Raw genomic sequence first — 25,074 nt, 5'->3', positions numbered from 1 at the left:
TCAGGCAGCGTACGGGGGGTGCGGGACGCCCGGCGCACCGACGGCACCCGGCCCCGCAACCTCCGCGCGCCCCGCCACCGGACCCGGCTGCGGGTAGTCCTTGAGCGTGATCGCGCAGGCGGCCCGCTGCACGTCCTCGGCGATCTTCCTGGCGACGAGGTTCTTCCAGGGCATGTACGGCAGGATCCGCATCATCAGGTGCCGCAGGCGGATCTGCCACCGCGAGTCCACCGTCATCTCCTGCGCGAACTTCCGCGCCAGCGCGTGATTGACCTCGACGTAGCCACGCATCTCCCGCTCGTAGCGCGCGAAGGCCGTCTCGGGCGCGCCGCCGGCCGCCGCGAGCTCACCGGCCAGGACGTACGCGCCGACCAGCGCCATCCCGGTGCCCTGGCCCGACGCCGGGGAGGGGCAGTGCGCGGCGTCGCCGAGCAGCACCACGCGCCCCCGGGACCAGCGGTCCGCCTCGACCAGCTGGAGCCCGTCGAAGTAGAAGTCATCCGCCTCCCGGGCGGCGCGCAGCATGCGCGGGGTCTGCCAGCCGACGCCTTCGAACGCGTCCTCCAGCAGGGCCAGTTGCGCCCGGGTGTCGCGGTGGTCGTAGGGCAGCCGCGGCGAACGGAAGCACAGCAGGCCCTTGGCCGCCGGATCCCCGGCCGAGCTGTAGGCGCAGATCAGCCTGCCGGGCACGGCGTGGTACAACTCCTCGCGGTCCAGGCCCAGTTCGTTCGGCATGGAGAAGGCCGAGATGTATGCCCCGAGGTGCCGTACGAACTGCTCCTCCGGGCCGAAGGCCAGCCGCCGGACGGTCGAGTGCAGGCCGTCGGCGCCGACGACGAGGTCGAAGCGGCGGGGAGCGCCGCGCTCGAAGGTGACCTCGACCCCCGGGTCGCCGTCCCCGCTTGCGTGCCGCTCGACCGGGGTGAGCGAGGCGATCGAGTCGCCGAAGACGTACTCGACTTCCTCCCGGGTCCGCTCGTACAGGATGCGGGCCAGATCGCCGCGCATGATCTCGTCGTCGCGGCCGGTCCGGGCGCCGAAGATGTCCGCGGGGAGGGTGGCGATCCGCTTGCCGTCCTCGTCGACGTACGCGCCGGTCCGCATGTCCGTGCTGGCGCGTTGCACGGCCTCCAGGATCCCCATCCGTTCGGCGACGTCGACCGCCGCGCCACGGATGTCGACCTTGTAGCCGCCGGTGCGCAGGGCGGGGGCACGCTCGACGACGGTCACCGCGAAGCCGTGGCGGTGCAGCCAGTAGGCGAGCGCCGGGCCGGCGATGCTCGCACCGGAGATCAGTACGGAGGTGGGGCGGGCGGGGGCGGTGGTACCGGGCATGACGGGGTTCCCTTCGGGAGGTGCTGCTCCTGGGGTGGACTGCGGCGCGTCGTACCGGCGCCGTTCGGTCGTGGTGCACGCGTTGACCGGCACCCCTGACTATACGAGCGTCTTAAACGCTTGTCTATGACGAGCGTATAGATCGAGAGGTCTCGACGCCCGAACCAACTAGGACAGGCTCCGTCCTCCATGCCCGTTAGCGTCGTCCCGTCGGTAGCCAGCCCGTCACCGCGTCCCCGCGCCACCCACGTCACCGCACCACCGAGAAGGAGCAGACAATGAGCGAGATCAAGGTCAACCAGCCGCTCGGTACGCCCACTTGGATCGATCTCGGGGTCGCGGACCTCGACCGTGCCAAGGCGTTCTACGGCGCGCTGTTCGGCTGGGAGTTCCAGGAGCCGTCCGCGGCGAGCGGCCCGTTCACCCTGTGTCTGCTGCGCGGCCGGCGGGTGGCGGCGCTGCGGCCCGTCGCCGGGGCCGATGTCGCGGGCGAGTCCTGGTGGCACGTGTATCTCGCCACCGACGACTGCGACGGTACGGCCAAGCGGATCACCGGCGCCGGAGGGGAGTTGCTCGTACCGCCGTCGGACGTGGCCGGCCTCGGCCGTACCGCCGTCGTCGCGGACGCCGTCGGCGCCCGCTTCAGCCTCTGGCAGGGCCGGACGCTGCCGGGCTGCGAACTGGTCAACGAGCCGGACGCGCTGGTCCGCAACGACCTCATCTCCCCGGAACCCGGGCCCGCCCGCCGCTTCTACACCGGGGTCTTCGACTTCTCTCTCGACGGCAACGACGACCTCCCGCACCTCGACTTCACGTTCCTGCGCCGCCCCGACGGCCATGAGATCGGCGGTGTCTTCGGCTCCCCGACGGCCGCCGCCTCCCGTTGGCACACGGTCTTCGAAGTCGCGGACACGGACGAGGCCGTGGCCCGAGCCGTCGCCGCGGGCGGCACGGCCGAGCCCCCGCAGGAGACCCCGTACGGCAGGATGGCCGCCCTCACCGACCCCTTCGGCACGTCCTTCAGCGTCATCACGCGCCGGCCGAACGCGCGGTAGGAACGGCCGGCGGGCTCGTGTTCAACCGGTGCACGGGGCCTCCTCTGCGGTGCCGTCCCAGGTGTGCCGGCCGGCGTGACCGGCGAACAGACAGCAGCCCTCCCCGTCGGGTCCCGGGGCGACCACCGGGCAGTCCGGCAGTACGACCAGCTCCACCTCGGTCCCCCCGAGCCAGCGGAGCCACAGGGCGGTCCCGTACTCGTCGAGGTCGCCGCCGAGGAGGCCGCAGTGCTCACCGTCGTCGTGTGAGGCCAACTGGCACTACACGGCCCGGTCGACGCACTCCGCGGCCGACCTCTCCCGCGCTTCCCGCACCAGGTCCAGCGGCACCCGGCGCCAGTGCGTGCACCGCATCACGACTCCCTCCGCAGAGAATCGACGGCGTTCCGCTCCGCGCACCGGCGGCACGTGCACGGCGGGAGGCCGCCGGGGCCGTTCGGGAGCACCGGGCTGTCGCCCACGCGTGCCTCGGTGAGAGGTCCCCACGTCCGGCCGGAGTCGCGCGAGACCCGCAGCGTCATCCGTACCTCGTCCTGTCCGTTCGTCATGGTCAGGAGCATCGCGATCCACAGGCTCGACCAGAAAGGCCAAGTGGATTACCCAGCTTGGGTAACATCACTATCGGTTGCCGAACAGTAGCGATCCGTGGTCTTACTGCCGGAGCGTGCCCGATGCCCGAGCCACCCCGCCCGAAAGAACTCCCGGCCCGCCTGCTCGCGGACCCTTTGATGATCGAGGCATGCGGGGCCAGGGACTTCGGCCGCATCTTTCAGCTGGTCAAAGCGCGAGCAGGCGTCTACCCGTCGATGATCGCGCGACGCTGCGACCTCACTCCGAGCCGCGTCGGCGAGGTGATCGCCGGGCACCGGCAGCTGCTGCACATGGACGTGATCGAGCGGATCTCTGATGGGCTGCGCATCCCCGGACACATGCTCGGTCTTGCTCGGCGCTCGTGGGAGACCCCACAGAGTCTGGCGGCCACATCCCGAGAACCGGCCGGGGAATCGGCCCCAGCAGTGGAGTTGCTGACCGCGGGGCTGCCTGGGGCCGACGTGGACAGCATCCTCGCCCTGGCGGCCGAGCGGGAGCTCGGCCCGTCGACGCTGGACGCGCTGCACTCCTCGATCGCGGACTACTGGCGCCGGGACGACACGCACGGCGGCGAGACCTTACGGCCGGCGGTCGTCGGTCAGCTCCGCTACGTCGTCGATCTCCTCAAGGAGCAGCGACCCGCCCCGATGCGGGACGGCCTGCACAGCATCGCGGCCGAACTGGCCCGGCTCACCGGTTGGACGTACTTCGACGCGCGCCAGTACAACCAGGCACGTGCCTACTTCACCGAAGCCCTCGGTCTGGCCAAGGCCATTGAGGACCGCCAGTTCATGGCCAACGTCCTCGCTTGCATGAGCCTCCAGGCCACCTACCAGGACAAGCCCGGTGACGCCCTCGCACTCGTCACCGCGGCCCAGGACCAGGCTCGAACCGCCATTGGGACAACGTCTCGTGTGCTGGCCATGCTCGCCATAAGAGAAGCCTTCGCCCACGCCGTCCTCGGGAACCACAGCGCGACCCACAGCGCGATCTCGCAGGCCCACACCCACTTCGGACGGATCAGTGCCGACGATCCAGATCCGGCCTGGGTGGCCTACTTCGACGAGCCAAAGCTAATCGTGGACACCGGCATCGCGCACGGCCGCCTGGGTGAAGGCGCCCTCGCCGAACCTCTTATCGCGGATGCCCTGTGCCGTGAACACCGATCGAACCATCGAGGCCGCGCTTTCCACAGCTTCTGGCTCGCCCGCACCCAACTCCAGCGAGGCAAGCTCGATGAGGCGTGCCACACGGCGATGGGCGCCCTGGCTCCGGCTGTGGCCGTCAGCTCGCGACGGGTCGCGGGTCACCTCCGGGAGTTCTATGAGCAGTTGGAGCCCTTCCGGCGGGAGCCGGCCGCGGTGGCGTTCGAGTCCCGGCTCCGGGAAGTGCTGCCCCGCCAGGTCAGCGGATCGCTTCGTCCATGAGCACGTAGAGCAGCCCGACGAGCGAGCCGCTGCTGACGACCTCGCGCCGGTCGATCATGCCCCGCACGTTCTCCAGCGGGACCCACTCGATCCGGTCCGACTCGTTCTTCTCGGTCGGCGGTCCTTCGTATGTCGCTCCGTCGGCCCGGAAGACGTGGTGCTGGGAGTCGGTGATGCCGTTGGCCGGCTCGGCGTAGATCAGCGGCTTGAGGGGACCGGGGCGCCAGCCGGTCTCCTCCAGGACCTCGCGGGCCGCTGCGTCGGCCGGCGTCTCGCCCTCCTCGACCAGGCCCATGGGCAGCTCCCACGCCCAGGCGTTCGTGATGAAGCGGTGCCGCCACATCATCAGAACCTCGTGCCGCTCATTGACCACGGCGGCCACGGCCAGGTGCCGGAGCTTGACGACGTGGTGCTCCCAGCGGTTTCCGTCCGGCGTCTCGACGTCGGTGAGCCAGAGGTTCACCCAGCTGTTCTCGTAGATCGGACGTTCCCCGTGGATCTTCCACCGCATCGCTGCCGCCCCTCTCGACTGGTCTCCAGCATCGCAGAGCATCCATGAAGGGGGACCGAGTTGAAGGCGGATTGTCCTTACTGCAGACGGACCAGGTGCAGGCCGGCGGACATCGCCGCGCTGAGCGCGCCGTGACGAGAGGGGTAGGCATGTCGCAGACCGAGGGTGCACGAGTGTTCCGGGAAGCTTGGATCGCGGGAGTCCACCGGCACTTCCCGGGAGAGCCGAAGGCCGGCTATGTCACGCCGTGGGACGCCACCCCGCAGTGGGAGCGGGAGGCCGCGGGTGCCGTCTACGAGCAGGTCCGGCAATTCATCGAGAGCAGCGGCGGTTCCACAGCGCGGCTGTCCCGCGAGCAGAAGAGCCGCTTCGTCGCGACGTGCTGGACGGCCCAGATGTTCAAGCACTTCGAGGACCCGAAGCCCGGCTACGTGGCCGACTGGCCTGACCTCCCGTCCTGGCAGCAGGAGACCGACGCCGACATCTTCGAGGCCATCGAGAAGGTGCTGAGCTGAGACACCCGGCGCTGCCGTGATCTCCCTGGGTCCGGGAGACCAACGGGCAGGTCAGGAGCGGCAGAAGAGGCTTCCGTGGCACCCGCGGAAAAACCGTTCGCCCGGCGCAGTCCTCCGGCCTACCCTCGTCGCATGCATTCCTTCCTCCAGATGTACGGCTGACACGGCTCGGGGCGGTCTCGTCCGCCCGTGCCCGCCCGCGTCCGCACCGCGAAGGGCGGCGGCCGGCCTTCCCGGCCGACGCCGCGCGGTGCCGCGCGGTCCGTCGGGCTTCCCTGTTGCCAGCCGTAGCTCTGCATCGAAGGAAGTGTTCCCGTGCCCCGCACCACCCATATCGCCATGGTCGGCACGCCCATGGTCAGCCACGTCCTGCCCAGCCTGGAGATCATCCGTGAGCTGGTCTCCCGCGGCCACCGCGTGACGTACGCCAACGCCGAACCCGCCGCCGCGCTGATCGCCCCCACCGGCGCCGAGTTCGTCCGCTGCACCACCACCCTGCCGGTCGTCGACAACGCCTGGCCGCAGGATCCGGTCGCCGCCTCCTCGCTCTTCCTCGACGACGCGATCGCCCTGCTGCCGCAGCTGCACGCCGCCTACGACGACGACCCCGCCGATCTCTACCTCTACGACGTCGGCGCCTACGCCGCCCGCGCACTGGCCGAGGCGCAGGGCCGGGACATCGTCCAGCTGTCACCGACGTTCGTGGGCTGGGACGGTGCCGAGGCGGAGATCGCCGCGGCGTTCGCCGGGCTGCCGGGCGCCGAGGAGTACCAGGCGCGGTTCGCCGCCTGGCTGGCCGGGTGCGGCGCGCGCACCACGGACGTGGCGGAGTTCTCCGGCCGGCCGCGCCGGGCGCTGGCGACGATTCCCCGGGCCATGCAGCCGCACGCGGACCGGGTCGACGCCGACGCGGTGACGTTCGTCGGGCCGTGCCTCGGCGACCGCGCGGAGCAGGGCGGCTGGACGCGGCCGGCCGGCGCCGAGCGGGTGCTGCTGGTGTCACTGGGCTCGGCGTACACCCGCCGGCCGGAGTTCTACCGGCAGTGCGTGGCGGCCTTCGGGGACCTGCCGGGGTGGCACGTGGTGCTCCAGATCGGCCGCTACATCGACCCGGCGGAGCTGGGCAGCACGCTGCCGGCGAACATCGAAGTCCGGTCGTGCGTACCGCAGTTGGCCATCCTTGAGCAGGCGGACGCGTTCGTGACGCACGCCGGGATGGGCGGCAGCAGCGAGGGGCTGTACGCCGGTGTACCGATGATCGCGGTCCCGCAGGGCGCCGAGCAGTTCTTCAACGCCGACCGGCTGGTCGAGCTGGGGGTCGCCCGCCGCCTCGACACCGCGGACGCCACGGCCGAGGCGCTGCGTACGGCCCTGACGGAGCTCACCGCCGATCCGCGGGTGGCCGCGCGCTCGGCCGAGCTGCGCGCCGAGGTGCGTGCGGAGGGCGGCGCCCGCCGGGCCGCGGATCTCCTGGAGGCGCGGCTGGGCTGAGGTCCGGGGCGTCGGAGCCGGGCCGGTGTCCGCGCGGGCACCGGCCCGGTCCCTCCGCGCGCGCCGCCCCGCGCCCCGTCACTCCCGCCCCAGCACCACCGTCCCCGACGAGCAGAACCAGCCGCCCGTGCCCGAGGCGACCGCGAGCTGCGGCAGCCTGCCGCCGGCCTTGCGGACCTGGCGGTCCGGGCCCGCCTCGCCGCGGAGCTGGCGCACCGCCTCGACCAGCAGGAACAGGCCCCGCATACCGGGGTGGCAGGCGGCCAGTCCGCCGCCGTCGGTGTTGACCGGCAGCGCGCCGTCCCGCAGCAACCGGCCCTGCTCGACGAACGCGCCGCCCTCGCCCTTGGCGCAGAAGCCCAGGTCCTCCAGCGTCACCAGGGTCATGTAGGTGAAGGCGTCGTAGAGCTCCGCCAGGTCGATCTCCTCGGGGCGGACCCCGGCGCGCTGGAAGGCCAGGCGCCCGGAGACCGCCGCGGGCGAGACGGTGAAGTCCTCCCACTCGGACATCGTGGAGTGCGAGACCGCGGTGCCCGAACCCAGCACCCACACCGGAGGCTTGGCGAGGTCGGGGACGTAGTCCTCGGCGGCCAGCAGGACCGCGCAGCCGCCGTCGGAGCGCACGCAGCAGTGCAGCTTGGTGAACGGATCGGCGATCATCGGGCCGGCGAGCACGTCGTCGACGGTGATCGGCTCGCGGTACAGCGCGTCCGGATTGGCCGCCGCGTTGGCCCGCGCCTGCACCGCTATGTGGGCCAGCTGTTCCAGTGTGGTGCCGTACTGATGCATGTGGCGGCGGGCGGCCATCGCGTACTTGGCGATCAGGGTGTGCCCGTAGGGGACCTCGAACTGGAGCGGGCCGCGCGCGCCGAAGGAGAGGTTCGCGGTGCGGCGGCGGGCCTTGAGGTCGGCGCGGGCGGTGGAGCCGTAGACGAGAAGGACCGCGTCGGCGTGGCCGGCGGCGATCGCGTCCGCGGCGTGGGCGGCCATCACCTCCCAGGTGGCGCCGCCGACCGCGGTGGAATCGACCCAGGTGGGGCGCAGTCCCAGGTACTCGGCGACCTCGACGGGGGCGAGGGTGCCGAGGCCGGCGGAGGCGAAGCCGTCGACCACCGAGCGGTCCAGTCCGCTGTCGGCGAGCGCCCGGCGGGCGGCCTGTGCGTGCAGCGCGTACGGGGTGGCCTCGTCCACCCGGCCGCAGTCGGACAGGGCGACGCCGGCCACGGCGACCCTGCGCTTCCCCGAAGTCGCGGTAGTCGCTGAAGACATGAATCTGACGGTACATCAGATCGGGAGGGGCGGGGAGGGGGTGGTCCGGTGGGGTCGCGCGAGGGGTAGGCGTGCGCCGGTGGTCCCGTTTCCGATAAGGAAAGTGCGGGCGATTATCGGAGAATCCGAGTTATGGAACGGGTATTGAAGGATTTCCCGGCGCCGGTATTCTCGACGTGCTGTGTGCAAACCGGCCCCTTTCTGTGGCCGGGCGCCTGCTCGCTGTTGCCCATGCGGTGGAGCAGACATTTCCGTGTGCGGGACACGTCGTCCCGCCGAGCCTGGGGAGTGTCATGTTCACCTTTGCAGCGCAATTGCCGGTGACCGTAAGGGAATAGCGGCCCGCGCGCCGGACGGCGCCCGCGCCCCACCGGCCAACCGCCTTTCACCTGCGGCTGTGCAGTCGCCCGACAGGTTTCGCACGCCTTTTCCGTGATCGCCGCCGCCCCCGTCCCTGAACCTTCGGCGCCGATCCGGCACCGCGTACCGGGGTCAGTGCATTTCCCCGTGCGCATCGTCAGGGCACCTTCCTTCCAGTCCCACAGGAGAAAAAGTCATGCGTCATTTCAAGCACGTCGCCGTGAGTGCGTTCGCCGGACTGGCGGCCCTCCTTTTCTGCCCTCCCGCGGCGTCGGCCGCCACCGCTGCGGGCGACGGGCCCTGGCCGCAGGGAGAGGAGGTCTTCCAGCTGATCGCGCACCAGACCCAGATCAACTCGATCGATCTGGACGGGGCCGGGCCCACCCAGGGGGACGAGATCGTCATCACCGGTGACCTGCTCCGCGGCACCACCAAGGTCGGCGACTACAGCCAGATCTGCACGCTGACCCGGACCGCCCCCGCCGACGAGTTCGACCTCCAGTGCGCGGGCGACCTCTCCCTGGCTCCGGGGCAACTCACCATCCAGGGCCGCTTCACCGTCACCGCGGCCGGCACCGGGGGCATCGACATGGCGATCACCGGCGGCACCGGGCGCTACCGCACGGCCCACGGCTTCGTCCGCGCCGTCAACCTCAGCGCCGCGGACACCCAGCTCACCGTCCATCTCATCCGCTGACCCGGCGGAAAGGCGCAACGGCACCTGCGGGCCGGGCCACGGTGACGTGGCCCGGCCATCCGACGACTTTGCGGGGCCGCCCTAGGAAAGTGCACCGACCGTCCCTACTATGACGCACCGTCAGATCGCTGCCGGGGCCCGCCCGCACCGGGCGGGCGTGGTCGCACGGTCGGGAGGAGCCCGCCGATGGATGCCGCGTTCACCGAGGAGCAGCACGCAATCCGCCGTACCCTGCGCGAGCTGCTGCACAAGCGCAGCGGTCCGGACGAGGTCAAGGCGGCGGTACGCACCCCGCCGGGCTACGACGAGCAGCTGTGGCACCAGCTCGCCGCCCGTCTCGGGCTGCCGGGTCTGGCGCTGCCCACCGCGTACGGCGGGGTCGGCTGCGGGCCCACCGAACTCGCCCTGGTCTGTGAGGAAACCGGCCGCGTCGTGCTGCCCTCACCGCTGATCGCCACCGCCGCGCTGGCCGCCCCGCTGATCCTCGCCCTCGGCAGCGAACGGCAGCGCAGCACGCTGCTGCCGGCCCTCGCCGCCGGTGAGCTGACCGCGACGCTGGTCGTACCGGACGGGCGGCTGGCCACCGCGCTCGCGCTGACCGGCCCGAACGACGGCGACTGGGCGGGCGGCGGCCGGGCCGGCGGGATCCAGGCCCGGCAGCCGGCACCGGACGGCGGCGGACCGGCGACGGGCCGCTGGCGGCTGTACGGCGAGGCCGGGCAGGTGCTGAACGGGCACACCGCGCAGCTGCTGGTGGTGGCCGCGCACACCGGCGGCTTCGCGCGCAGCCGCACCCGGCTGTTCCTCGTGCGGGCGGACGGCGGCGGGCCGGCCGGCCCGCCCGGTCTGCTGCGGGTCCGGCAGACCGCGATGGACGAGACCCGGCCGCAGGCCAGGATCGAACTGCGCGACGTGCCGGCCGAGTTGCTGGGGGAGGAGGACGGCGACGCGGCGGCGGTCGCCGCGGCGCTGGCCGCGACCGGGGCGCAGGCCGCGGCGGCACTGGCCGCCGAGGCGGTCGGGGTGGCCGACACGGCGCTGGCCCGCACCGTCGGCCACGTCCGGGAGCGCGAACAGTTCGGCCGGCCCATCGGGTCCTTCCAGGCGGTGCAGCACCGGCTCGCCGACCTGTACGTGACGCTGCAGGCGGCGCGCTCGGCGGCGTACTACGCGGCGTGGTCGGCCGGACGCGAGCCGTCCGGGGGCGGCGCGGACCCCGCTGCGTACGGGACGCCCGAACCGGGCGTGGGCGGGCTGGCACTCGCCCAGGCGCTGGAGACGCTGCGTGCGGTGGCGGCGGAGGCCGTGCAGCTGCACGGCGGCATCGGCTTCACCTGGGAGCACGCGGCGCATCTGTACTTCAAGCGGGCGGCCTGCGACGAACTGCTGCTGGGGCCGGTGCACCGGCTGCGGGCCCGGGCCGCCGAGGAGGCGGGACTGTTTCCGCAGGACACCGGCGCCGGGTCCGGCGGCGGGCCGGCGGTGGCCCTCCGTACCCGAGAGGGGGCCGGTGCGTGACATCCGCAGGCGAGCGGCTACTGCAGAAGGTCTCCGCGACCCGCGTCTTCGCCCGGGTCGCACCGCACTGCATTCCCGCGCTGGACCGTGCGGTGCACCGGCTGACCCGGGGAAAGGTGCTGCTCAGCGCCCGGATGCTGCCCGGGGTGATCCTCACCGCGACCGGCGCGAGAAGCGGCCGTCCGCGGCGCACGCCGCTGGCCTGCCTGCCGGAGGAGGACGGCGGCTGGCTGCTGATCGGCAGCAATTTCGGGCGGCCGGGGCACCCGGCCTGGACCGGCAACCTCCTCAAGAACCCGGAGGCGGAGGTCAATTGGCAGGGGAAGGACATACCCGTACGGGCGCGGCTGCTGACCGGGGAGGAGCGGGCACGGGCGTGGCGGGCGGCGCTGGCGCTCTGGCCGCCGTACGCCGCCTATCAGGCGCGGGTGGAGCGGGAGATCCGGCTGTTCCGCCTGGAGCGGCGCTGACCGGCCGCTGCGTTCGAGGGCCGGCGCCGCGTGGGGCCGGACATGCGCAACGGGTGCCCGGGGCGCCCCTGAGGGGCGCCGGCACCCGCTGAGTGTGCGGTACAGCTATGGCAGGACGGACACAGGACCACTCACGAACCGGCCCGGGAAGACCGGGACTTGGAGGCGCGGCTGTTGCTCGGCCGCTTCCTCGGCTGCTGGCTCGGTTACTCGCTGGTTTTGCCGGTGGACCTCACCTCGTGGGCTTACGGCCGGTGACGCCGAGGTGCACCAGCAGTGCCAGATTCGGCTTGAGCTCGGCCTGCTTGACGCCCCAGCTCTGGAAGCCCTTCTGGTGTGCGGCAACCGCTGCCAGCATCGCGACGAGCGAGCCGGCGACGGCCGCGGGGCTCACGTCCTTGTCGACCTTGCCCTTGCTCTGGAGTTCCTGGACGGACTCCGTGAGCGAGTTGGTGACGGCGTTGAGGATCTTCATGCGGATCTTGTAGAACCGCTTGTCGCCCTCGGCGGCACCCAGGTCGATGACGCGCAGAATCGCGTCGTGCTTGCGCCAGAAGGAAAGGAAGCCTTCGACCAGTTCCTCCGCCGTCTGCCAGCCGGACTTGCCCACCCAGGAGCGTCCGGCGACAAGATCGGTCAGAGTGGTGCCTTCTTTGGCCATCTCCTCGGCGATTTCGAGGACGGCACCCTCGACGTCCGGGAAGTACTGGTAGAACGTTGCGGGTGAAGTCCCCGCTTTTCGGGCCACATCGATGACCTTGACGTCCCGATAGGGGGACGAACTGAGCATTTCACTGAGGCAGTCGAGAAGCTTCTGCCGCGTCGCCTGCCCGCGGCGGCCGGCAACTCTGCCGTCAACGGTTCGAACTTGTCCTGTCATGCCGTCAGCTTACCGAGGGGTGATCGGAGCGCGATTTGGCTGCCTGCAAATGGGGATGGGGAAATTCGGGGTGCGCGGTCACCGTCGGTGCACGGTTGGTGGCTCCGGCCGGGGGTGCGGATCCCGGTTCCCGGCCTGGTCCGAACTGGTGAATGGTCTTATCAACAGGCTGTGGACAACTTCGGTGGACAATCGGTCACCGTCCGTGCGCGAAATGCGCAAGGAGTGCCGCCAGTTGGTCCCCGGGCCCGCCCGTCGCCCGCCGCTGCCCGGTCGCCCGGAATCGATCAGTGCCGCCCCCGTGTTCGATTGCTCTGCGCGCGCGCCGCACGAAGCGGGGCTAACGTGGATATATGGCCACGAAGGCGGCCGGCGCTGTGGGCTGCCCGGACGCCGAGCACGGCGCCACGCGCCGTATGAGCGCGACGAAGTGGCCCGCGCCGACGCAGAATTGGGCCGTCAGGTCCGGGACGGCGACAGGGGGCAGGGCCGGCAGGCCGGCGCGGCGCAGTGGTGAGGGCCCGTACCCTCGGGCGGGGTCGCGCCCGAAGAGCACCGCAACCCGCGGGTAACCCCGGGGGTACCCACCCGTCAACGGACGTATCGGAGCACGTCAGGCGGGGTTGGGTTACGTCGGGTAACGGACCCGCCGCGGGGCACGGGGGGTATGCCATGACACGACGGACGGGCCCCGGGTTCGCAACCGTCGGCCCGGCCAGGAAGAATCAGCTCGCGTACGGCCGTATCGACAGTCCTCGCCGTAGGCGGGGGGATGCTGCACGGGGCAGTGGCTCTCGGCGGCTCGTGGCTAGTGAGAGTCTCTTTTCTACGCCCCACGGGGAGGTGGCAGGCAAGTGGTGGAGCAGCTGAAGGCGCTGACGCAGCACGATCCCCGGCGGATCGGGCCGTTCGAGGTGCTCGGCCGTCTCGGGGCCGGCGGCATGGGACTGGTCTATCTGGCGCGCTCGGCGTCCGGCCGGCGGGTGGCGATCAAGACGGTGCGTACCGAGCTCGCCGAGGACCAGCTGTTCCGGGTCCGCTTCACGCGCGAGGTCGAGGCGGCCCGCGCGGTCAGCGGTTTCTACACCGCCGCGGTGGTCGACGCCGACCCGCGCGCCGCGGTGCCGTGGCTCGCGACCGCCTACGTCCCCGCGCCCTCCCTGGAAGAAATAGTCAATGAGTGCGGGCCGCTGCCGGCCCAGGCGGTGCGCTGGCTGGCCGCCGGGATCGCCGAGGCGCTGCAGTCCATCCACGGCGCCGGCCTGGTCCACCGCGACCTCAAGCCGTCCAACGTCCTGGTCGTCGAGGACGGCCCCCGGGTGATCGACTTCGGTATCGCCTCCGGGGTGTCCAACACCCGTCTGACGATGACCAATGTGGCCGTCGGCACGCCCGCCTACATGTCACCCGAGCAGGCCCGGGACTCGCGCAGCGTCACGGGCGCGAGCGACGTCTTCTCGCTCGGCTCGACCCTGGTATTCGCCGCCACCGGGCACGCGCCCTTCCACGGCGCCAACCCCGTCGAGACCGTCTTCATGCTGCTGCGCGAGGGCCCCGACCTGGCCGGGCTGCCCGACGAGCTGCGCCCGCTGATGGAGTCCTGCATGCAGATGGAGGCCGGCCACCGGCCGTCCCCCGCCGATCTGCAGTCCCAGCTCGCCCCGCACCTCTTCGGCTCCGGCAGCGACGACAGCGGCACCGCCTCGGCCTGGCTGCCGCCCGGCGCGGTGGGGCTCATCGAGAGCCGGCGCGGCGGTCGCACCGCGGTGCCCCGGGACGGCGCCCAGCGGGCCGCCGCCGGCCGTGGCGCCAGCCGTCCGCCCGCACCCCCGGCCGTCCCGCCGATGCCCGCGCCCCAGCCCGTCCAGGCCCCGCCGCGGCCCGAGAACGCCCCGGCCGGCGACGGGTCCGGCTGGCCCGGCCGGATCGGCCCCGGCGCGCACCGCGGTGACCCGCGCGGCGGCCACCCCGGTCCGATGCCGCAGCCCGCGTCGCTCGGCCCGGACGCCGGGGCGCCCCGGGCGACGCCGGTCTCCGCGGCCCCGCCCGCCGTCGCGCCGGACCGGGCCGCCGTGCTGTCCGCACCGTCCGCCGACGGCGCCGCCGGCCCCGTCCACCTCGGCGGCTCGGCCGCCCCGATAGGGCCCGGGCCGCGCGCCGACGTCCGGGACCCGCAGCCGCGCGGGCAGGCCGCCGCCACGAACTGGGTACGGCCGCCCGCCGGTGCGCCCACGGCCGGGGTGCCGCAGCAGGGCGCGGCCGCCCCGCTGCCCGAGGCCGCCCCCGCGCCGCCGGCCGCACCGCCCGAGCCGCCGCCCGCCGAACCGGGCCGCTGGCGCCCCTGGCGGTTCCGGATGTCCAACGACGTCTGGGGCACCCCGGTCGTCGCCGACGACCTGCTCTACGTCACCTCCTTCGAGGTGCACGCGCTCGATGTGGCCAGCGGCCGGCGCAAATTCAAGACCCGCGACGTCGCCTGGGCGATGGCGGTCGCGGACGGCCGGATCCACGCCTCGGACGGCCCGAGCCTGTACGCGCTGGACGCCGAGGACGGCACCGAGCGCTGGCGGCTGAACACCGACGGCTGGGTCTACGCCCTGAAGGCCGACCGCGGCACGGTCGTCACCAGTACGCGTGGCGGCGGCGTCCAGGCGTGGGAGGCCGCCACCGGCGAGCTGCTGTGGGAGACCGCCGGCGCGCAGACCGACTTCGAGACCGCCGAGGCCGGGCCCGCGGTGCACGAGGGCACGGTGTTCGTCTGGGCCGACGCGCGGCTGAAGGCGCTGGAGGCGCGGACCGGCGCCGAGCGCTGGTCGTACCCGGTCGGTGACGCGGCGGCCTGCGGTGGGGTGCCGATGCGGCTGCTGCCCGCGTCGGACGGTGTGGTCTACGTGGTGGCCGGCACCCGGGTGCTGGCGATCGACATCGCGCGCGGCGACGTGCGCTGGCACTTCGAGGCGCCCGCGGTCTTCCTGAGCCCGCCGGCCTTCGCGCCCGGCCCCGCGGTCACCGGTGGCGGCCTCTACCTGGCCGACTACCTGGGCACGGTCTACGCCCTGGACACCGCGGACGGCCGCGACCGCTGGCGGATCGCGACCGAGGCCCGGCAGTCCACCGAACCGGTCCTGGTCGCGCACGGCGCGGTCCACCTGGGCAGCGGCAAGGCGCTCTACACCCTGGACGCGGTCACCGGCACCCCGCGCTGGCGCTTCCAGGCGGCTGCCGAAGTCGTCGGCGCCCCGGTCGTCGCGGAGGGCCGGGTGCACTTCGGCTCGGCCGACCACTGCCTGTACACGCTCGACGCGATGGGCGGGCAGCTGCGCTGGAAGCTGGCGACCGGCGGGGAGATCACCGGCTCGCCGGTGGCGGTCGGCGGGGTCGTCTACGCCTGCAGCAAGGACCGTTGCGTCTACGCACTGGACGCGGCCAAGGGGACGGGGCAGGCGCGCCGGGCCTGACGGCCGGCGCCGGCACCGCTACTCCCGCTCCTCCGGGGCCCGTTGGGGCTGCTGGGGCTGCTGGGGCTGTGGAGGCGTTTCGGGTTCCTGCTGCGCTTGTTGCTGTTGCTGTTGCTGTTGCTGTTGCTGTTGCTGTTGCTGTTGCTGTTGCTGTGGCGAGGGCGGTGGTGGCGGTGGGCCGGCCTGGCGGTGTTCCCAGCCCCACTCCACCGGCGGGGTGGGCGGCGGGCGACGGGACGTCACGGTCGGCGGGGGCTCCGGCGCACGCGGCCGCTGCTCCTGCTGGGGCTGCGGAGTCGGTGCCTGCAGCGGCTGCGGCCGTTGCTGCCCCTCCTGCGGCGGGGGCGGGGTGACCGGCAGGGGAGCGGTCGGGGTGCTGTCCCCCTGCTCCCTGTAGGGGCTGCCCCCCTGCTCCCCGTAGGGGGAGGGGGAGGCGCCCGTCTGCGGGCCGGCGGGACCGGGCGCGTACGGCTCGGGGTCCCATTCCTCGGCTCCCGGCCGGCCCGCGTCCCAGGGCTCGGGCGTCGCGGGCGGGTAGGCCGCCGGAGGGTAGGCGGCCGGCGGAGGGGGCCTGCGCTCGTCGTAGCGGTCGTCGGGTGCGTAACGGCCGTACCCGTGGTCGTCGTACTGCCGCTCGTCGTAACGGGCGTCGTCGTAGCGGCGGTCGTAGCCGCGGTCGTATTCGGGGTCGCGGACCCGGCGCGGGCGCCCCCGCATGATCAGGGCGCCGAGCAGCAGCAGCGCGCCGCCGCCCAGGGCGTTGGCAACGCCCACGCCGAGGCCCCGGGCGCCCGCGGTCAGCTCGCTCGCGGCCTGGCCCTGGCGGACCATCCACAGGATGGTGAAGCCGAGGACGACCAGGCCGGCGAGGGCGACCAGCGCCCGGGAGCACAGCGCGACACCGACCAGGGTCACCAGCGCGGCGAAGGCCAGCGGCAGGAGCAGGGAGCCGAAGAGGGGCGCACTGTTGCGGGTGATGCCGTTGAACAGGTCCTCGATGCGCACGTCCCTGCCGTGACGGCCGTCGTACCAGGGACGGAAGGGGCTCCATACGGCGGCCGTCGCTCCGATGAGGGCGATCAGCGACCCGAGAACGTTGCGCACCACGGGCGTCGCCTCGCTTCGAGTCGTCCGGTCGTCCTCCGTGACCGACGCTACGCCTGCCCGTCTGCACCCGCTAGACAAGTACGTCCACACGCGTTGCCAGGGCCCGTACGGGGTGTCACCGGTGCTTGCTAGGGTGCCGTGCACGCGTCAATCCTGAGGGTGGCGCTCTGAAATTTCCACGGGGGACGGGTTCGTATGAAGCACCACGCACGCACAGGCACGGGCGCCCGCGGCGGCACCCGTAAGGGCATCAGGGTGGCGGTCGCGGCCGGGCTGACGCTGGCCACGGTCGCCACGGTCGGCGGCTGTGCCTTCGCGCGGCCCCGGGTGGTGGTGCCGCCGAGCTACTACCCGACGCCCACCTCGACGTCCACCGGCTACAGCACCGACTACCCGACGCCGTCGTACGAGCCCACGTACTCGCCGTCGCCGACGCAGGAGACCTACGACCCGGACGGGCGCGCGGACGTCTCCGGCAGCAACTGCGACTTCTCCAATTCGCTGCGCCAGTTCACCTACACGGTCTCGATCACCAACCCGTCGTCGACCGACACCTACTCCTACGACATGGCCGTCAACTGGATGAAGGCCAAGCCGGCCGACGGCAAGGCGTACGGGCTGCACGAGCGCTCGATCACGGTGGGCCCCGGCGCGACCGAGACCTACACCGCCAAGTACACGGTCAACCAGTCCTCCATCGGGCAGTTCTGGTACACCTGCCAGATCACGCGGGCGCACAAGACCCGGATGTGACCCGGGGCGGCCGGGGCGGTCAGCCGGAGCCGTCCCGTTTCCGGGCCGCGAACAGCTCGGCCTGCCGTTCGGGCGGCAGGTTGCCCAGCGCGATCAGCTGGGGCGCGTGCGCCAGGGCCTGCGTCCTGGCCGCCTCCTTCGCCGCCCACAGGGCACGTACGGTGCCCTGCACCGCGCTCGTCGGCTGGGCGGCGACCGTGGCGGCGCGCCGCAGGGCGACCTCGGCCGCGGCGCCGGGCGCGGTCAGCTCGCAGACCAGCCCGATCTGGTACGCGCGCCGGGCGCCCAGCCGCTCCGCGGTGCCCATCAGGGACAGCCGGGCGATCTCCCCGAGGGGCATCCGCTGGGCCATCAGGACGGACTCGTAGGCGCTGACCATCCCGTAGGTGGTGTGCGGGTCGAAGAAGGTGGAGTTCTCGGAGGCGACGATGAACTCGGCCTCGCCCAGCAGGTAGAAGGCGCCGCCGCAGGCCATCCCGTCCACCGCGGCGATGACCGGTTTCCACAGGTCGTTGGTCTTCGGGCCGATGGAGAGCAGCGGGTCGTCGAGGGAGTAGGGCGACGGCGGCTGCGGCACGTCGGCGGAGCGGTCCAGGCCGGTGCAGAAGGCGCGCCCGCCGGCGCCGGTGACGACCGCGGCCCGTACGGAGTCGTCGAAGCGGAACGCCCGCCAGGTGGCGGCGAGTTCGGCGGCGGTGTCGAGGTCGATCGCGTTGTGCCGCTCGGGCCGGTCGAGGGTGACCAGCGCGACCCCGTCCGCGATCCGGGTGCGGACCGTCACGGCCGCTCCAGGAGCCAGCGGGGCACGGTCACGCCCCCGGGGAGCTTGGCGAAGACGGCCTTCACCGGGGCGCCGATGCGCAGCCGGGCCGGGCCGACGGAGTTGAGGGGCGCGTCGGGGGCGGCGACGAGGTTGCCGACGAGGCGGATGCGGGGGGCCTCGGCCAGTTCCACGACGATCGCGTTGTAGCCGGGCAGCGCGGCGTACGCGGGCAGCAGCGGCGGGTGCGGCAGGACGTAGGACCAGATGCGGCCGCGGCCGCTCATCCTGCGCCAGTGGGAGGCGAAGGACTGGCAGTGCGGGCAGCAGGGCCGGGGCGGGAAGCGCAGCTCGTCGCAGTCGGAGCAGCTCTGCACGCGCAGTTCGCCCCGCGCCGCGTGGTCCCAGAAGGGCGCGCCGTCCTCGTCGGGGACGGGGAGCAGCAGGCCGGCGTCGTCGCCGGGAGCGTTGTCAGTGGTGCCTGGCACGCTTGCGGACAAGGACTCGGGAACGGAGGGTGTCATGGCTGCACGGACGGACTCGGTGGCACTCATGGCGGATCAACTCCTCAGCAGCAGGGCCGAGGTGGGGACGCCCTCGCCCGCGGTGACCAGGCAGGTGGCGGCGTCGGGGACCTGCGCGGTGCTGGTGCCGCGCAGCTGCTTGACGCCTTCGGTGATCAGGTTGAAACCGTGGACGTACGCCTCGGACAGGCCGCCGCCGCCGGTGTTGAGGGGGAGCCGGCCGCCGATCTCCAGCGCGCCGCCCTCGGTGAAGGCCGCGCCCTCGCCGCGCCCGCAGAAGCCGTAGCCCTCCAGGGACAGCGGGATCAGGGGGGTGAAGGCGTCATAGATCTGTGCCACGTCGACGTCCTGCGGGCCGAGGTCGGCGCCCTTCCACAGGTGCCGGGCGGCGGTCCAGGCGGGGCCGGTGAGCGGGTCGTCGTTCCAGTAGTTGACCATGCCGTGGTGCTGGGCGGGCAGGCCCTGGGCGGCGGAGTGGACGTAGACGGGCCGCTGCCGGCAGTCGCGAGCCCGCTCGGCGGAGACCACGACACAGGCCAGCGCGCCGTCGGTCTCCAGGCAGTTGTCGAAGAGGCAGAGCGGCTCGCTGATCCAGCGTGCGGTCATGTACATCTCGCGGGTCAGCGGGCGTTCGTACATGATCGCCGCCGGGTTCTGGTTGGCGCGGTTGCGGCAGGCCAGCGCGACATTGAAGAGGTGGTCGCGGGTGGCGCCGTATTCGTGCATGTAGCGGCGGGCGAGCAGGCCGATCTCGTCGGCCGGGCGCAGCAGCCCGAAGGGCCGGGTCCACTGCCCGGGGGTCGGCAGCTGGACCCGGGTGTTCTTCCAGGGGCGCGGCCCCGATCCGCGCTTGCGGGACCGCCAGGCGACGCCGACGCTCGCCTGGCCGGTGGCGACGGCGGCGGCCAGATGGGCCACCGTCGCGCAGGAACCCCCGCCGCCGTAGCCGACCTTGGAGAAGTGGGTGACGTCCCCGGCGCCGATGGCCTTGGCTATCTCGACCTCGTCGGTCTCCTCCATGGTGTACGAGGCGAAGGCGTCCACCTCCGAGGGGGCGATCCCGGCGTCGTCCAGCGCCGCGACGATCGCCCGGCAGGCCAGGGTCTTCTCGGATTCCGGGAGGTGTTTGGCGAACGGGGTCTGTCCGATGCCGGCTATCGCCGTAGCGTCCTTGAGGGTCGCCCCCATCGCCACCTCCGTGGTCGGTCGTCAGTGCTGACAGCGGAGGAGGCTACCGCTAATCTGACGGACAGTCAGCTAGTGGTTCAGCGGCTCTTCGGCGGGAGGCGGTCGAGATGCACGGTGACGAGGACCCCCGGGCGGACCTGGAGTACGGCACCCTGCCCCGGCTGGTGCGCGCGGCCGCCCGGCGGTACGGCAGCCGCGAGGCCGTCGTCGAGGGCCGCACCCGCGTCTCGTACGCCGAACTGGGCGAGCGGGTGGAGCGGGCGGCGGCCGCCTGCATGGCCGGCGGGGTGGAGCCCGGCGACCGCGTCGCCGTATGGGCGCCCAACACCCTCGACTGGATCGTCTCCGCCCTCGGGGCGGTCACCGCCGGCGCCGTCCTCGTCCCCGTCAACACCCGCTTCAAGGGCGCCGAGGCCGCCCACGTCCTGGACCGCACCCGCGCCAAGCTGCTCTTCGTCACCGGCACCTTCCTCGGCACCTCCTACGTCGCCTCGCTGCGCCGTGCGGCGCCCGGCCTCCCGCACCTGGAACAGGTGGTCGTGCTGTCGGACAGCGCGCCCGAGGGGTACCGGACCTGGAAGGACTTCCTCGCGGGCGGTGAGGGCATCACCGGTGAGGAGGTGCGGCGGCGCGCCGACGCGGTGGCCCCCACAGCCCCCTCCGACATCATCTTCACCTCGGGCACCACCGGCCGGCCCAAGGGCGCGGTCATCACCCACGCGCAGACCCTGCGCTGCTACGGCGTGTGGAGCGAGCTGGCGGGGCTGCGCGAGGGCGACCGCTATCTGATCGTCAACCCGTTCTTCCACACCTTCGGCTACAAGGCGGGCATCGTCGCGTGCCTGCTGCGGGGCGCGGTGATGGTGCCGCAGCCGGTGTCCAGCGTGGAGACCGCGCTGGCGAACATCGCCGCCGAGCGGATCTCGGTACTCCCCGGCCCGCCGACCCTGCACCGGTCCCTGCTGGACCACCCGGCCCGCTCCGCCCACGACTTGAGCGCGCTGCGCCTGGTGGTGACCGGTGCGGCGGTGGTCCCGCTCCAGCTGGTGGAACAACTGCACGCCGAGCTGGGCGTGCGCACGGTCCTGACGGCGTACGGCCTCTCCGAGGCCAGCGGCATCGTCACGATGTGCCGCCGCGGCGACGCCCCCGAGGTCATCGCCTCGACCTCCGGCCGGGCGATCCCGGACACCGAGGTGCGGGTCCTCGCCGCGCCCGGCGAGCCCGGCGAGGTGCTGGTGCGCGGCCACCACGTGATGGGCGGCTACTTCGAGGACCCCGAGGAGACCGCGCAGGTCCTGGACGCCGACGGCTGGCTGCACACCGGCGACGTCGGCGTCCTCGACGCGGCCGGCAACCTCCGGATCACCGACCGCATCAAGGACATGTTCATCGTCGGCGGCTTCAACGCCTACCCGGCCGAGATAGAGCAACTCCTGTGCCGCCACCCGGACATCGCCGAGGCCGCCGTCATCGGGATACCCGATCCCCGCCTCGGCGAGGTCGGCCGGGCCTACGCGGTCCGCCGCGCCGGCTCCTCGCTCACCGCCGACGACCTGATCGCCTGGTCCCGCCGCGAGATGGCCAACTACAAGGTGCCGCGGGAGGTCGCCTTCGTCACCGAACTGCCGCGCAACGCGGGCGGCAAGGTCCTCAAGACCCACCTGCGCAAGGGACTCCCGGGCCCCGCCCGCGCCTAGCCCTGTTATTTGTTCATTCCCGCTCCGTGCATCCGCTCCCGCGCGATCCGCCCACCCGGCGGGCCTACGCCGCTGAGGGAGTCCAGTCCGGCCGGCGACCGCCGAGTCCGACGACCCGGTCGAGGAGCGGGGCGTCCTCCGGTACCGGGACCGCGGTGCCGAACAGCCCACCGTTCGTCCCGTCCGCCGCCGCCCACGACGACAGCAGCGCGTACGACACTTCGAGGCTGTCCTCGTCCGGCGCGTAGTCCTGGTCCGTGGCGCGCGCCAGGTCCCAGCCGTGCAGCACCAGCTCGTTGAGCGCGATCCGGCCCGCGACGGCGCCCGGCAGGGGCACCCCGCCCGCCTGGGTCTCCCCCTCCCACGCCTCCGGGGCGCGCCAGGCCGTCACCATCCCGGCGAGGTTCCGGTCCAGCTCGGCCCGCCAGCCGGGCTCCACATCCGGCCGGAACGCGTTGGGCGAGGTACTGGTCGTCGGGCCGAGCTCCTTGCGCGCCACGTCCTGAAAGGCGGCGCTCAGCCCCACGAGATGGCCCAGGAGGTGGCGTACCGCGTACGTCCCGCACGGGGTCGGCGCATCGAGCTGCGCGTCGGCCGTCCGCTCCGCGAGCCGCGCCACCAGCCGGGTCTGCGCCGTGAAGTCGATCATCTCGGTCATGGTCCGGGTCCTTCCGTCCAACGGGTACGGGCGTGCCGGCACACCGCGGCCGGGCCCTCCCAGTGAAGACTCCCACCCCGATGTGAACTCATCGCCACACCGCCACGGCCCGCCGCACCACCCGGCTACCGCGCGGTCACCGCGCACCCCGCGCGTACCGCTCGCGCAGTACGGACTTCAGCACCTTGTTCAGCGGCCCGCCGCGCGGCAGCTCCCCGACGCTCTCCAGCTGCTCCGGCAGCTTCTGCGTCATCAGCCCGGCCGCCCGCAGGTGCGCGGTGAGCGCGTCGAGGGCGAGCGGCGGGGCGGCCGGATCGGCGGGCGTGATCACCGCGCAGACCCGCTCCCCGCGCTCGCGGTCCGGCAGCCCGATCACCGCCGCCTCCGCCACCGCCGGATGCGTGTGGATCAGGTCCTCGATCTCCTGTGCCGAGATGTTCTCGCCCTTGCGGATGATGATGTCCTTGAGCCGCCCGGTCAGCACCAGATGGCCGTCGGGACGAAGAAGCCCCAGGTCACCGGTGTGGAAGTAGCCCTCGGCGTCGAACGCGGCGGCGGTCAGCGCCGGGTCGGTGTACCGGCGGAAGAGCATCGGTCCCTTGAGCGTCACCTCACCGCACTCCCCGGTCGCGGCCCCGCTCCCGTCCGGCCGGACGATCCGTATCTCCGCCCCCACCACCGGCCTCCCCACCGTCCGGGCCAGCTGCTCGTCGCTGTCGTACGGCGTGCCCATGGCGATCATCGGGCACTCGGTCATCCCGTACCCGTGCACGATCGCGCACTCCAGCTCGCGCCGGGCCGCCGTGCAGAGCTCCGGCGGCAGCGGCGCCCCGCCGCCGGACAGCAGCCGCAGCGACGGAATCAGCCGCCCGGCCCCCGGCCGCCCCGCCCGACGGCGCCGGGACTCGTCCAGGAACGCCTGGTAGAAGGCGGTGCTGCCGCCGGCCATGGTGACGCCCCGGCGCCGGTAGACGTCCGCCGCCCGGCCCGGTTCGAAGCTGTCGAGGATGACCGCGGGGAAGCCGCTGACCAGCATGGCGATGACGTAGTCCGGGCCGGCGATGTGCGCGTACGGAAAGGCGATCGAGCCGATGTCGCGGGCGGACATGCCCAGTGCGGTGGCCAGCCCCACCCCGCCGGCGAGGAGCGTGGCGTCGGTGTGCTCGACACCCTTGGGGGCGGCGGTCGTTCCGGACGTGTAGTAGATCCAGGTCGTCCCCTCGGCCGGCGCCACCGCGGGCACCCCGGCCGGATCCGCCCGCGGCAGCCCGTCCTCCACCGGCACCACCCGCACCCCGTCCGCCGCCACCTTCCGCGCCATCGCGGTGTGGTCGAACCCCCGCCACACCCCCGGGACGAGGACGAACTCCGCCGCCGACTCGGCCAGGACGAAGCCGACTTCGCGCTCCCGGTGCAGCGGGATGACGGGGATCTGCACGGCCCCCAGCCGGGCCAGCGCCAGCGAGACCAGCACCGTCCCGATCCGGCTCGGCAGCTGCCAGGCCACCCGGCTCCCGGCCCCGATCCCCAGCTCCCGCAGGCCGGCCGCCACCCGCAGCGCCTCGTCCCGTACCCCGTCGAAGGTGACGCTCCGCCCGTCCGCGTCGAAGAACATCGGCGCCCCGCGGGAGGCCCGCGCCCGGTACTCGACCAGTTCCCAGAGCGTCTGCACACGAGCGGCTTCGAACACGGCGCGCCTCCTGACTGCGGGCAGGACGGGGGTGTGCCGCGTGACTGTAGCACCGGAGCTGACGAAGCGTCAGGTCTGGTGCGGTGCGGGGTTGATGCCCTGGGGGGAAACGGCGACGGCAGCGGGCCACGGGGTGCGTGGCGCCGCTGCCGGCTCGACTCGCGAGGGTGCCGGACGTGCCCGGCCTCCGGTGGCTCAGGGTATGTGGTTGTCCAGGGGCGTGAGCGGCGTGTGCTTGTCCGCCGGCGGCACCGGTGCGTGGTTGTCCAGGGTCATCGCCGAGTGCGGCGGGGTGGGCGAGTGGCTGTCGGCCACGGCGGGCAGTGCGGCGGTGCCCAGCGCGGCCACCGCGGCGGCGGTGACGATGAGGCCCTTTGCGGTGCGGGTCATTCCAACTCCTCGGAGCAGTACGGCTGTTCTTCACGGGACAAGCTAGCGGCGATGGCGAGCAGATGTTCGATCATTGGGAAAAGGGCGCACATATCGCCAATGCGACTGCAGCGTGCATACGCCGCAGGGACCGGCTTCGATGGCATCCCCTCCGCGCCACCGAAATCGGCCCCTGCGATCCCCCGAAAACGTCCCCCCGTTGGTTCTGGGTCCCCGTTGGTTCTACGGGCCTTTGCCACTCGTAGACGTGCCGGCGTCAGTCCTTCTGTGCGGCGCCGTTACCCGGGCTCGGCTGGTGATTGTCGTCGGTCCTGGGCGTGGCGACCGGCTGGTGGTTGTCCATCGGCCGCACGATGTCCCGGTCCCCGGCCGGCTTCACCTGCGGCGTGACACCGGCCCCGATGATGGGCTGGTGGTTGTCCATGGGCCTGACGACATCCCGGTCGCCCGGCTTCTGCACCTGCGGCGTGACGCCGGCCCCGATGATGGGCTGGTGATTGTCCAGGGGACGGATGACGTCCCGCTCCCCCGTAGCTGGTGCCTTGTTGTCGGCGTTCACTGGGATCAACTCCTGTGTGGGCGCTTACTGCTTGGTCGACCGCCCGGCGGCTCCCCCGTGGGCCGCCGGACGGGCGTAGCATGGCCGCTCACCATAGCTCTGCGGCCTGGGCACCGAGCCGCTTGCCCCCCGAGGCGGCGGATCGATAACGACAAGAGTGGCCCGCCG

23 protein-coding genes are annotated in these 25,074 nt (G+C 72.8%); 10 read left to right on the top strand and 13 right to left on the bottom strand.

Translation table 11 applies throughout. The features are described 5' to 3' along the window. Window positions 1–1,335 carry an FAD-dependent monooxygenase gene (locus OO62_RS24005; RefSeq protein ID WP_051733555.1) on the bottom strand — a complete coding sequence of 445 codons (1,335 nt, stop codon included), beginning with the start codon at window positions 1,333–1,335 and terminating at the stop codon, window positions 1–3. A 278-nt stretch (window positions 1,336–1,613) separates the two neighbouring features. On the opposite strand from OO62_RS24005, the gene OO62_RS24000 reads away from it, so the two are divergent. Further along, window positions 1,614–2,390: a VOC family protein gene (locus tag OO62_RS24000; protein WP_033269644.1), complete on the top strand. Its 777-nt coding sequence runs from the start codon at window positions 1,614–1,616 to the stop codon at window positions 2,388–2,390. A 21-nt stretch (window positions 2,391–2,411) separates the two neighbouring features. Here OO62_RS24000 and OO62_RS37100 read toward each other — a convergent pair whose 3' ends face one another. Further along, entirely contained in the window at window positions 2,412–2,645 is a 234-nt protein-coding gene (locus tag OO62_RS37100; RefSeq protein ID WP_323135802.1) for a hypothetical protein, read from the bottom strand. 416 nt (window positions 2,646–3,061) lie between these two features. Here OO62_RS37100 and OO62_RS23985 point away from each other — a divergent pair, with 416 nt between their 5' ends. Next, window positions 3,062–4,408: an NsdA family TPR-like regulatory protein gene (locus OO62_RS23985; RefSeq protein ID WP_033269642.1), complete on the top strand. Its 1,347-nt coding sequence runs from the start codon at window positions 3,062–3,064 to the stop codon at window positions 4,406–4,408. Here the strand turns inward: OO62_RS23985 and OO62_RS23980 are convergent. After that, window positions 4,386–4,919 carry an NUDIX hydrolase gene (locus OO62_RS23980; RefSeq protein ID WP_033269641.1) on the bottom strand — a complete coding sequence of 178 codons (534 nt, stop codon included), beginning with the start codon at window positions 4,917–4,919 and terminating at the stop codon, window positions 4,386–4,388. The two genes, OO62_RS23985 and OO62_RS23980, sit on opposite strands and share 23 nt — an antisense overlap. Window positions 4,920–5,068: 149 nt before the next feature. Here OO62_RS23980 and OO62_RS23975 point away from each other — a divergent pair, with 149 nt between their 5' ends. Continuing rightward, window positions 5,069–5,434, top strand: a complete 366-nt coding sequence (locus OO62_RS23975) for a hypothetical protein (RefSeq protein ID WP_033269640.1) — start codon at window positions 5,069–5,071, stop codon at window positions 5,432–5,434. Window positions 5,435–5,773: 339 nt separating this feature from the next. Continuing rightward, the gene (locus OO62_RS23970; RefSeq protein ID WP_033269639.1) at window positions 5,774–6,925 is read left to right on the top strand and encodes a macrolide family glycosyltransferase; all 1,152 of its coding nucleotides are present in this window, start codon (window positions 5,774–5,776) and stop codon (window positions 6,923–6,925) included. Window positions 6,926–7,003: 78 nt separating this feature from the next. On the opposite strand, the gene OO62_RS23965 is transcribed toward OO62_RS23970, so the two are convergent. Beyond that, entirely contained in the window at window positions 7,004–8,194 is a 1,191-nt protein-coding gene (locus OO62_RS23965; RefSeq protein WP_033269638.1) for a thiolase C-terminal domain-containing protein, read from the bottom strand. A 556-nt stretch (window positions 8,195–8,750) separates the two neighbouring features. Between OO62_RS23965 and OO62_RS23960 the strand changes: the two genes are divergently transcribed. From OO62_RS23960 to OO62_RS23950, 3 genes are all read left to right on the top strand, one after another. Continuing rightward, window positions 8,751–9,251, top strand: coding sequence for an allene oxide cyclase barrel-like domain-containing protein (locus OO62_RS23960; RefSeq protein WP_033269637.1), 501 nt, complete (start codon window positions 8,751–8,753; stop codon window positions 9,249–9,251). Between the two features lie 186 nt (window positions 9,252–9,437). Further along, complete coding sequence (locus OO62_RS23955; protein WP_033269636.1) at window positions 9,438–10,769, top strand: acyl-CoA dehydrogenase family protein; 1,332 nt, start codon at window positions 9,438–9,440, stop codon at window positions 10,767–10,769. After that, entirely contained in the window at window positions 10,766–11,239 is a 474-nt protein-coding gene (locus OO62_RS23950; RefSeq protein ID WP_033269635.1) for a nitroreductase family deazaflavin-dependent oxidoreductase, read from the top strand. The genes OO62_RS23955 and OO62_RS23950 overlap by 4 nt, the downstream gene beginning before the upstream one ends. A 232-nt stretch (window positions 11,240–11,471) precedes the next feature. On the opposite strand, the gene OO62_RS23945 is transcribed toward OO62_RS23950, so the two are convergent. After that, entirely contained in the window at window positions 11,472–12,119 is a 648-nt protein-coding gene (locus OO62_RS23945) for a TetR family transcriptional regulator (RefSeq protein ID WP_033269634.1), read from the bottom strand. Between the two features lie 854 nt (window positions 12,120–12,973). On the opposite strand from OO62_RS23945, the gene afsK reads away from it, so the two are divergent. After that, a complete protein-coding gene (gene afsK / locus OO62_RS23940; protein ID WP_063739049.1) occupies window positions 12,974–15,577 on the top strand; it encodes a protein serine/threonine kinase AfsK in 2,604 nt (867 codons plus the stop codon). A gap of 18 nt (window positions 15,578–15,595) precedes the next feature. Here the strand turns inward: afsK and OO62_RS23935 are convergent, their stop codons facing one another. Further along, the gene (locus OO62_RS23935) at window positions 15,596–16,684 is read right to left on the bottom strand and encodes a hypothetical protein (RefSeq protein ID WP_033269633.1); all 1,089 of its coding nucleotides are present in this window, start codon (window positions 16,682–16,684) and stop codon (window positions 15,596–15,598) included. Between the two features lie 195 nt (window positions 16,685–16,879). On the opposite strand from OO62_RS23935, the gene OO62_RS23930 reads away from it, so the two are divergent. Then, window positions 16,880–17,437 carry a hypothetical protein gene (locus tag OO62_RS23930; protein WP_033269632.1) on the top strand — a complete coding sequence of 186 codons (558 nt, stop codon included), beginning with the start codon at window positions 16,880–16,882 and terminating at the stop codon, window positions 17,435–17,437. 19 nt (window positions 17,438–17,456) lie between these two features. Here the strand turns inward: OO62_RS23930 and OO62_RS23925 are convergent, their stop codons facing one another. Genes OO62_RS23925 through OO62_RS23915 form a run of 3 tightly spaced genes read right to left on the bottom strand, consistent with a single transcriptional unit; the run spans window position 17,457 to window position 19,909 of the window. Continuing rightward, complete coding sequence (locus OO62_RS23925; protein WP_033269631.1) at window positions 17,457–18,218, bottom strand: enoyl-CoA hydratase/isomerase family protein; 762 nt, start codon at window positions 18,216–18,218, stop codon at window positions 17,457–17,459. Next, on the bottom strand, window positions 18,215–18,721 hold the full coding sequence (locus OO62_RS23920) for a Zn-ribbon domain-containing OB-fold protein (RefSeq protein WP_051733561.1): 507 nt from the start codon (window positions 18,719–18,721) through the stop codon (window positions 18,215–18,217). Before OO62_RS23920 ends, OO62_RS23925 begins: the two co-directional genes overlap by 4 nt. A 36-nt stretch (window positions 18,722–18,757) precedes the next feature. After that, window positions 18,758–19,909 carry a lipid-transfer protein gene (locus OO62_RS23915; protein WP_033269630.1) on the bottom strand — a complete coding sequence of 384 codons (1,152 nt, stop codon included), beginning with the start codon at window positions 19,907–19,909 and terminating at the stop codon, window positions 18,758–18,760. Between the two features lie 107 nt (window positions 19,910–20,016). Between OO62_RS23915 and OO62_RS23910 the strand changes: the two genes are divergently transcribed. Further along, window positions 20,017–21,609, top strand: a complete 1,593-nt coding sequence (locus tag OO62_RS23910; protein ID WP_033269629.1) for a FadD3 family acyl-CoA ligase — start codon at window positions 20,017–20,019, stop codon at window positions 21,607–21,609. 64 nt (window positions 21,610–21,673) lie between these two features. Here the strand turns inward: OO62_RS23910 and OO62_RS23905 are convergent, their stop codons facing one another. The 4 genes from OO62_RS23905 to OO62_RS23890 form a co-directional block, all read right to left on the bottom strand. Next, on the bottom strand, window positions 21,674–22,267 hold the full coding sequence (locus tag OO62_RS23905) for a TIGR03086 family metal-binding protein (RefSeq protein WP_033269628.1): 594 nt from the start codon (window positions 22,265–22,267) through the stop codon (window positions 21,674–21,676). Between the two features lie 136 nt (window positions 22,268–22,403). After that, window positions 22,404–23,957 (bottom strand): class I adenylate-forming enzyme family protein, encoded by a 1,554-nt coding sequence (locus OO62_RS23900; RefSeq protein ID WP_033269627.1) that lies wholly within the window; start codon window positions 23,955–23,957, stop codon window positions 22,404–22,406. A 195-nt stretch (window positions 23,958–24,152) separates the two neighbouring features. Further along, window positions 24,153–24,347, bottom strand: coding sequence for a hypothetical protein (locus OO62_RS23895; RefSeq protein ID WP_033269626.1), 195 nt, complete (start codon window positions 24,345–24,347; stop codon window positions 24,153–24,155). A 256-nt stretch (window positions 24,348–24,603) separates the two neighbouring features. Continuing rightward, window positions 24,604–24,906: a hypothetical protein gene (locus tag OO62_RS23890; protein ID WP_033269625.1), complete on the bottom strand. Its 303-nt coding sequence runs from the start codon at window positions 24,904–24,906 to the stop codon at window positions 24,604–24,606. Window positions 24,907–25,074 lie beyond the last annotated feature (168 nt).

It is taken from the genome of Streptomyces lydicus (assembly GCF_000717345.1).
Taxonomy (GTDB): Bacteria; Actinomycetota; Actinomycetes; order Streptomycetales; family Streptomycetaceae; genus Streptomyces; species Streptomyces lydicus.
Note: the sequence above shows the minus strand (reverse complement) of the source record. Positions and strands in the feature narration are given on the sequence as shown.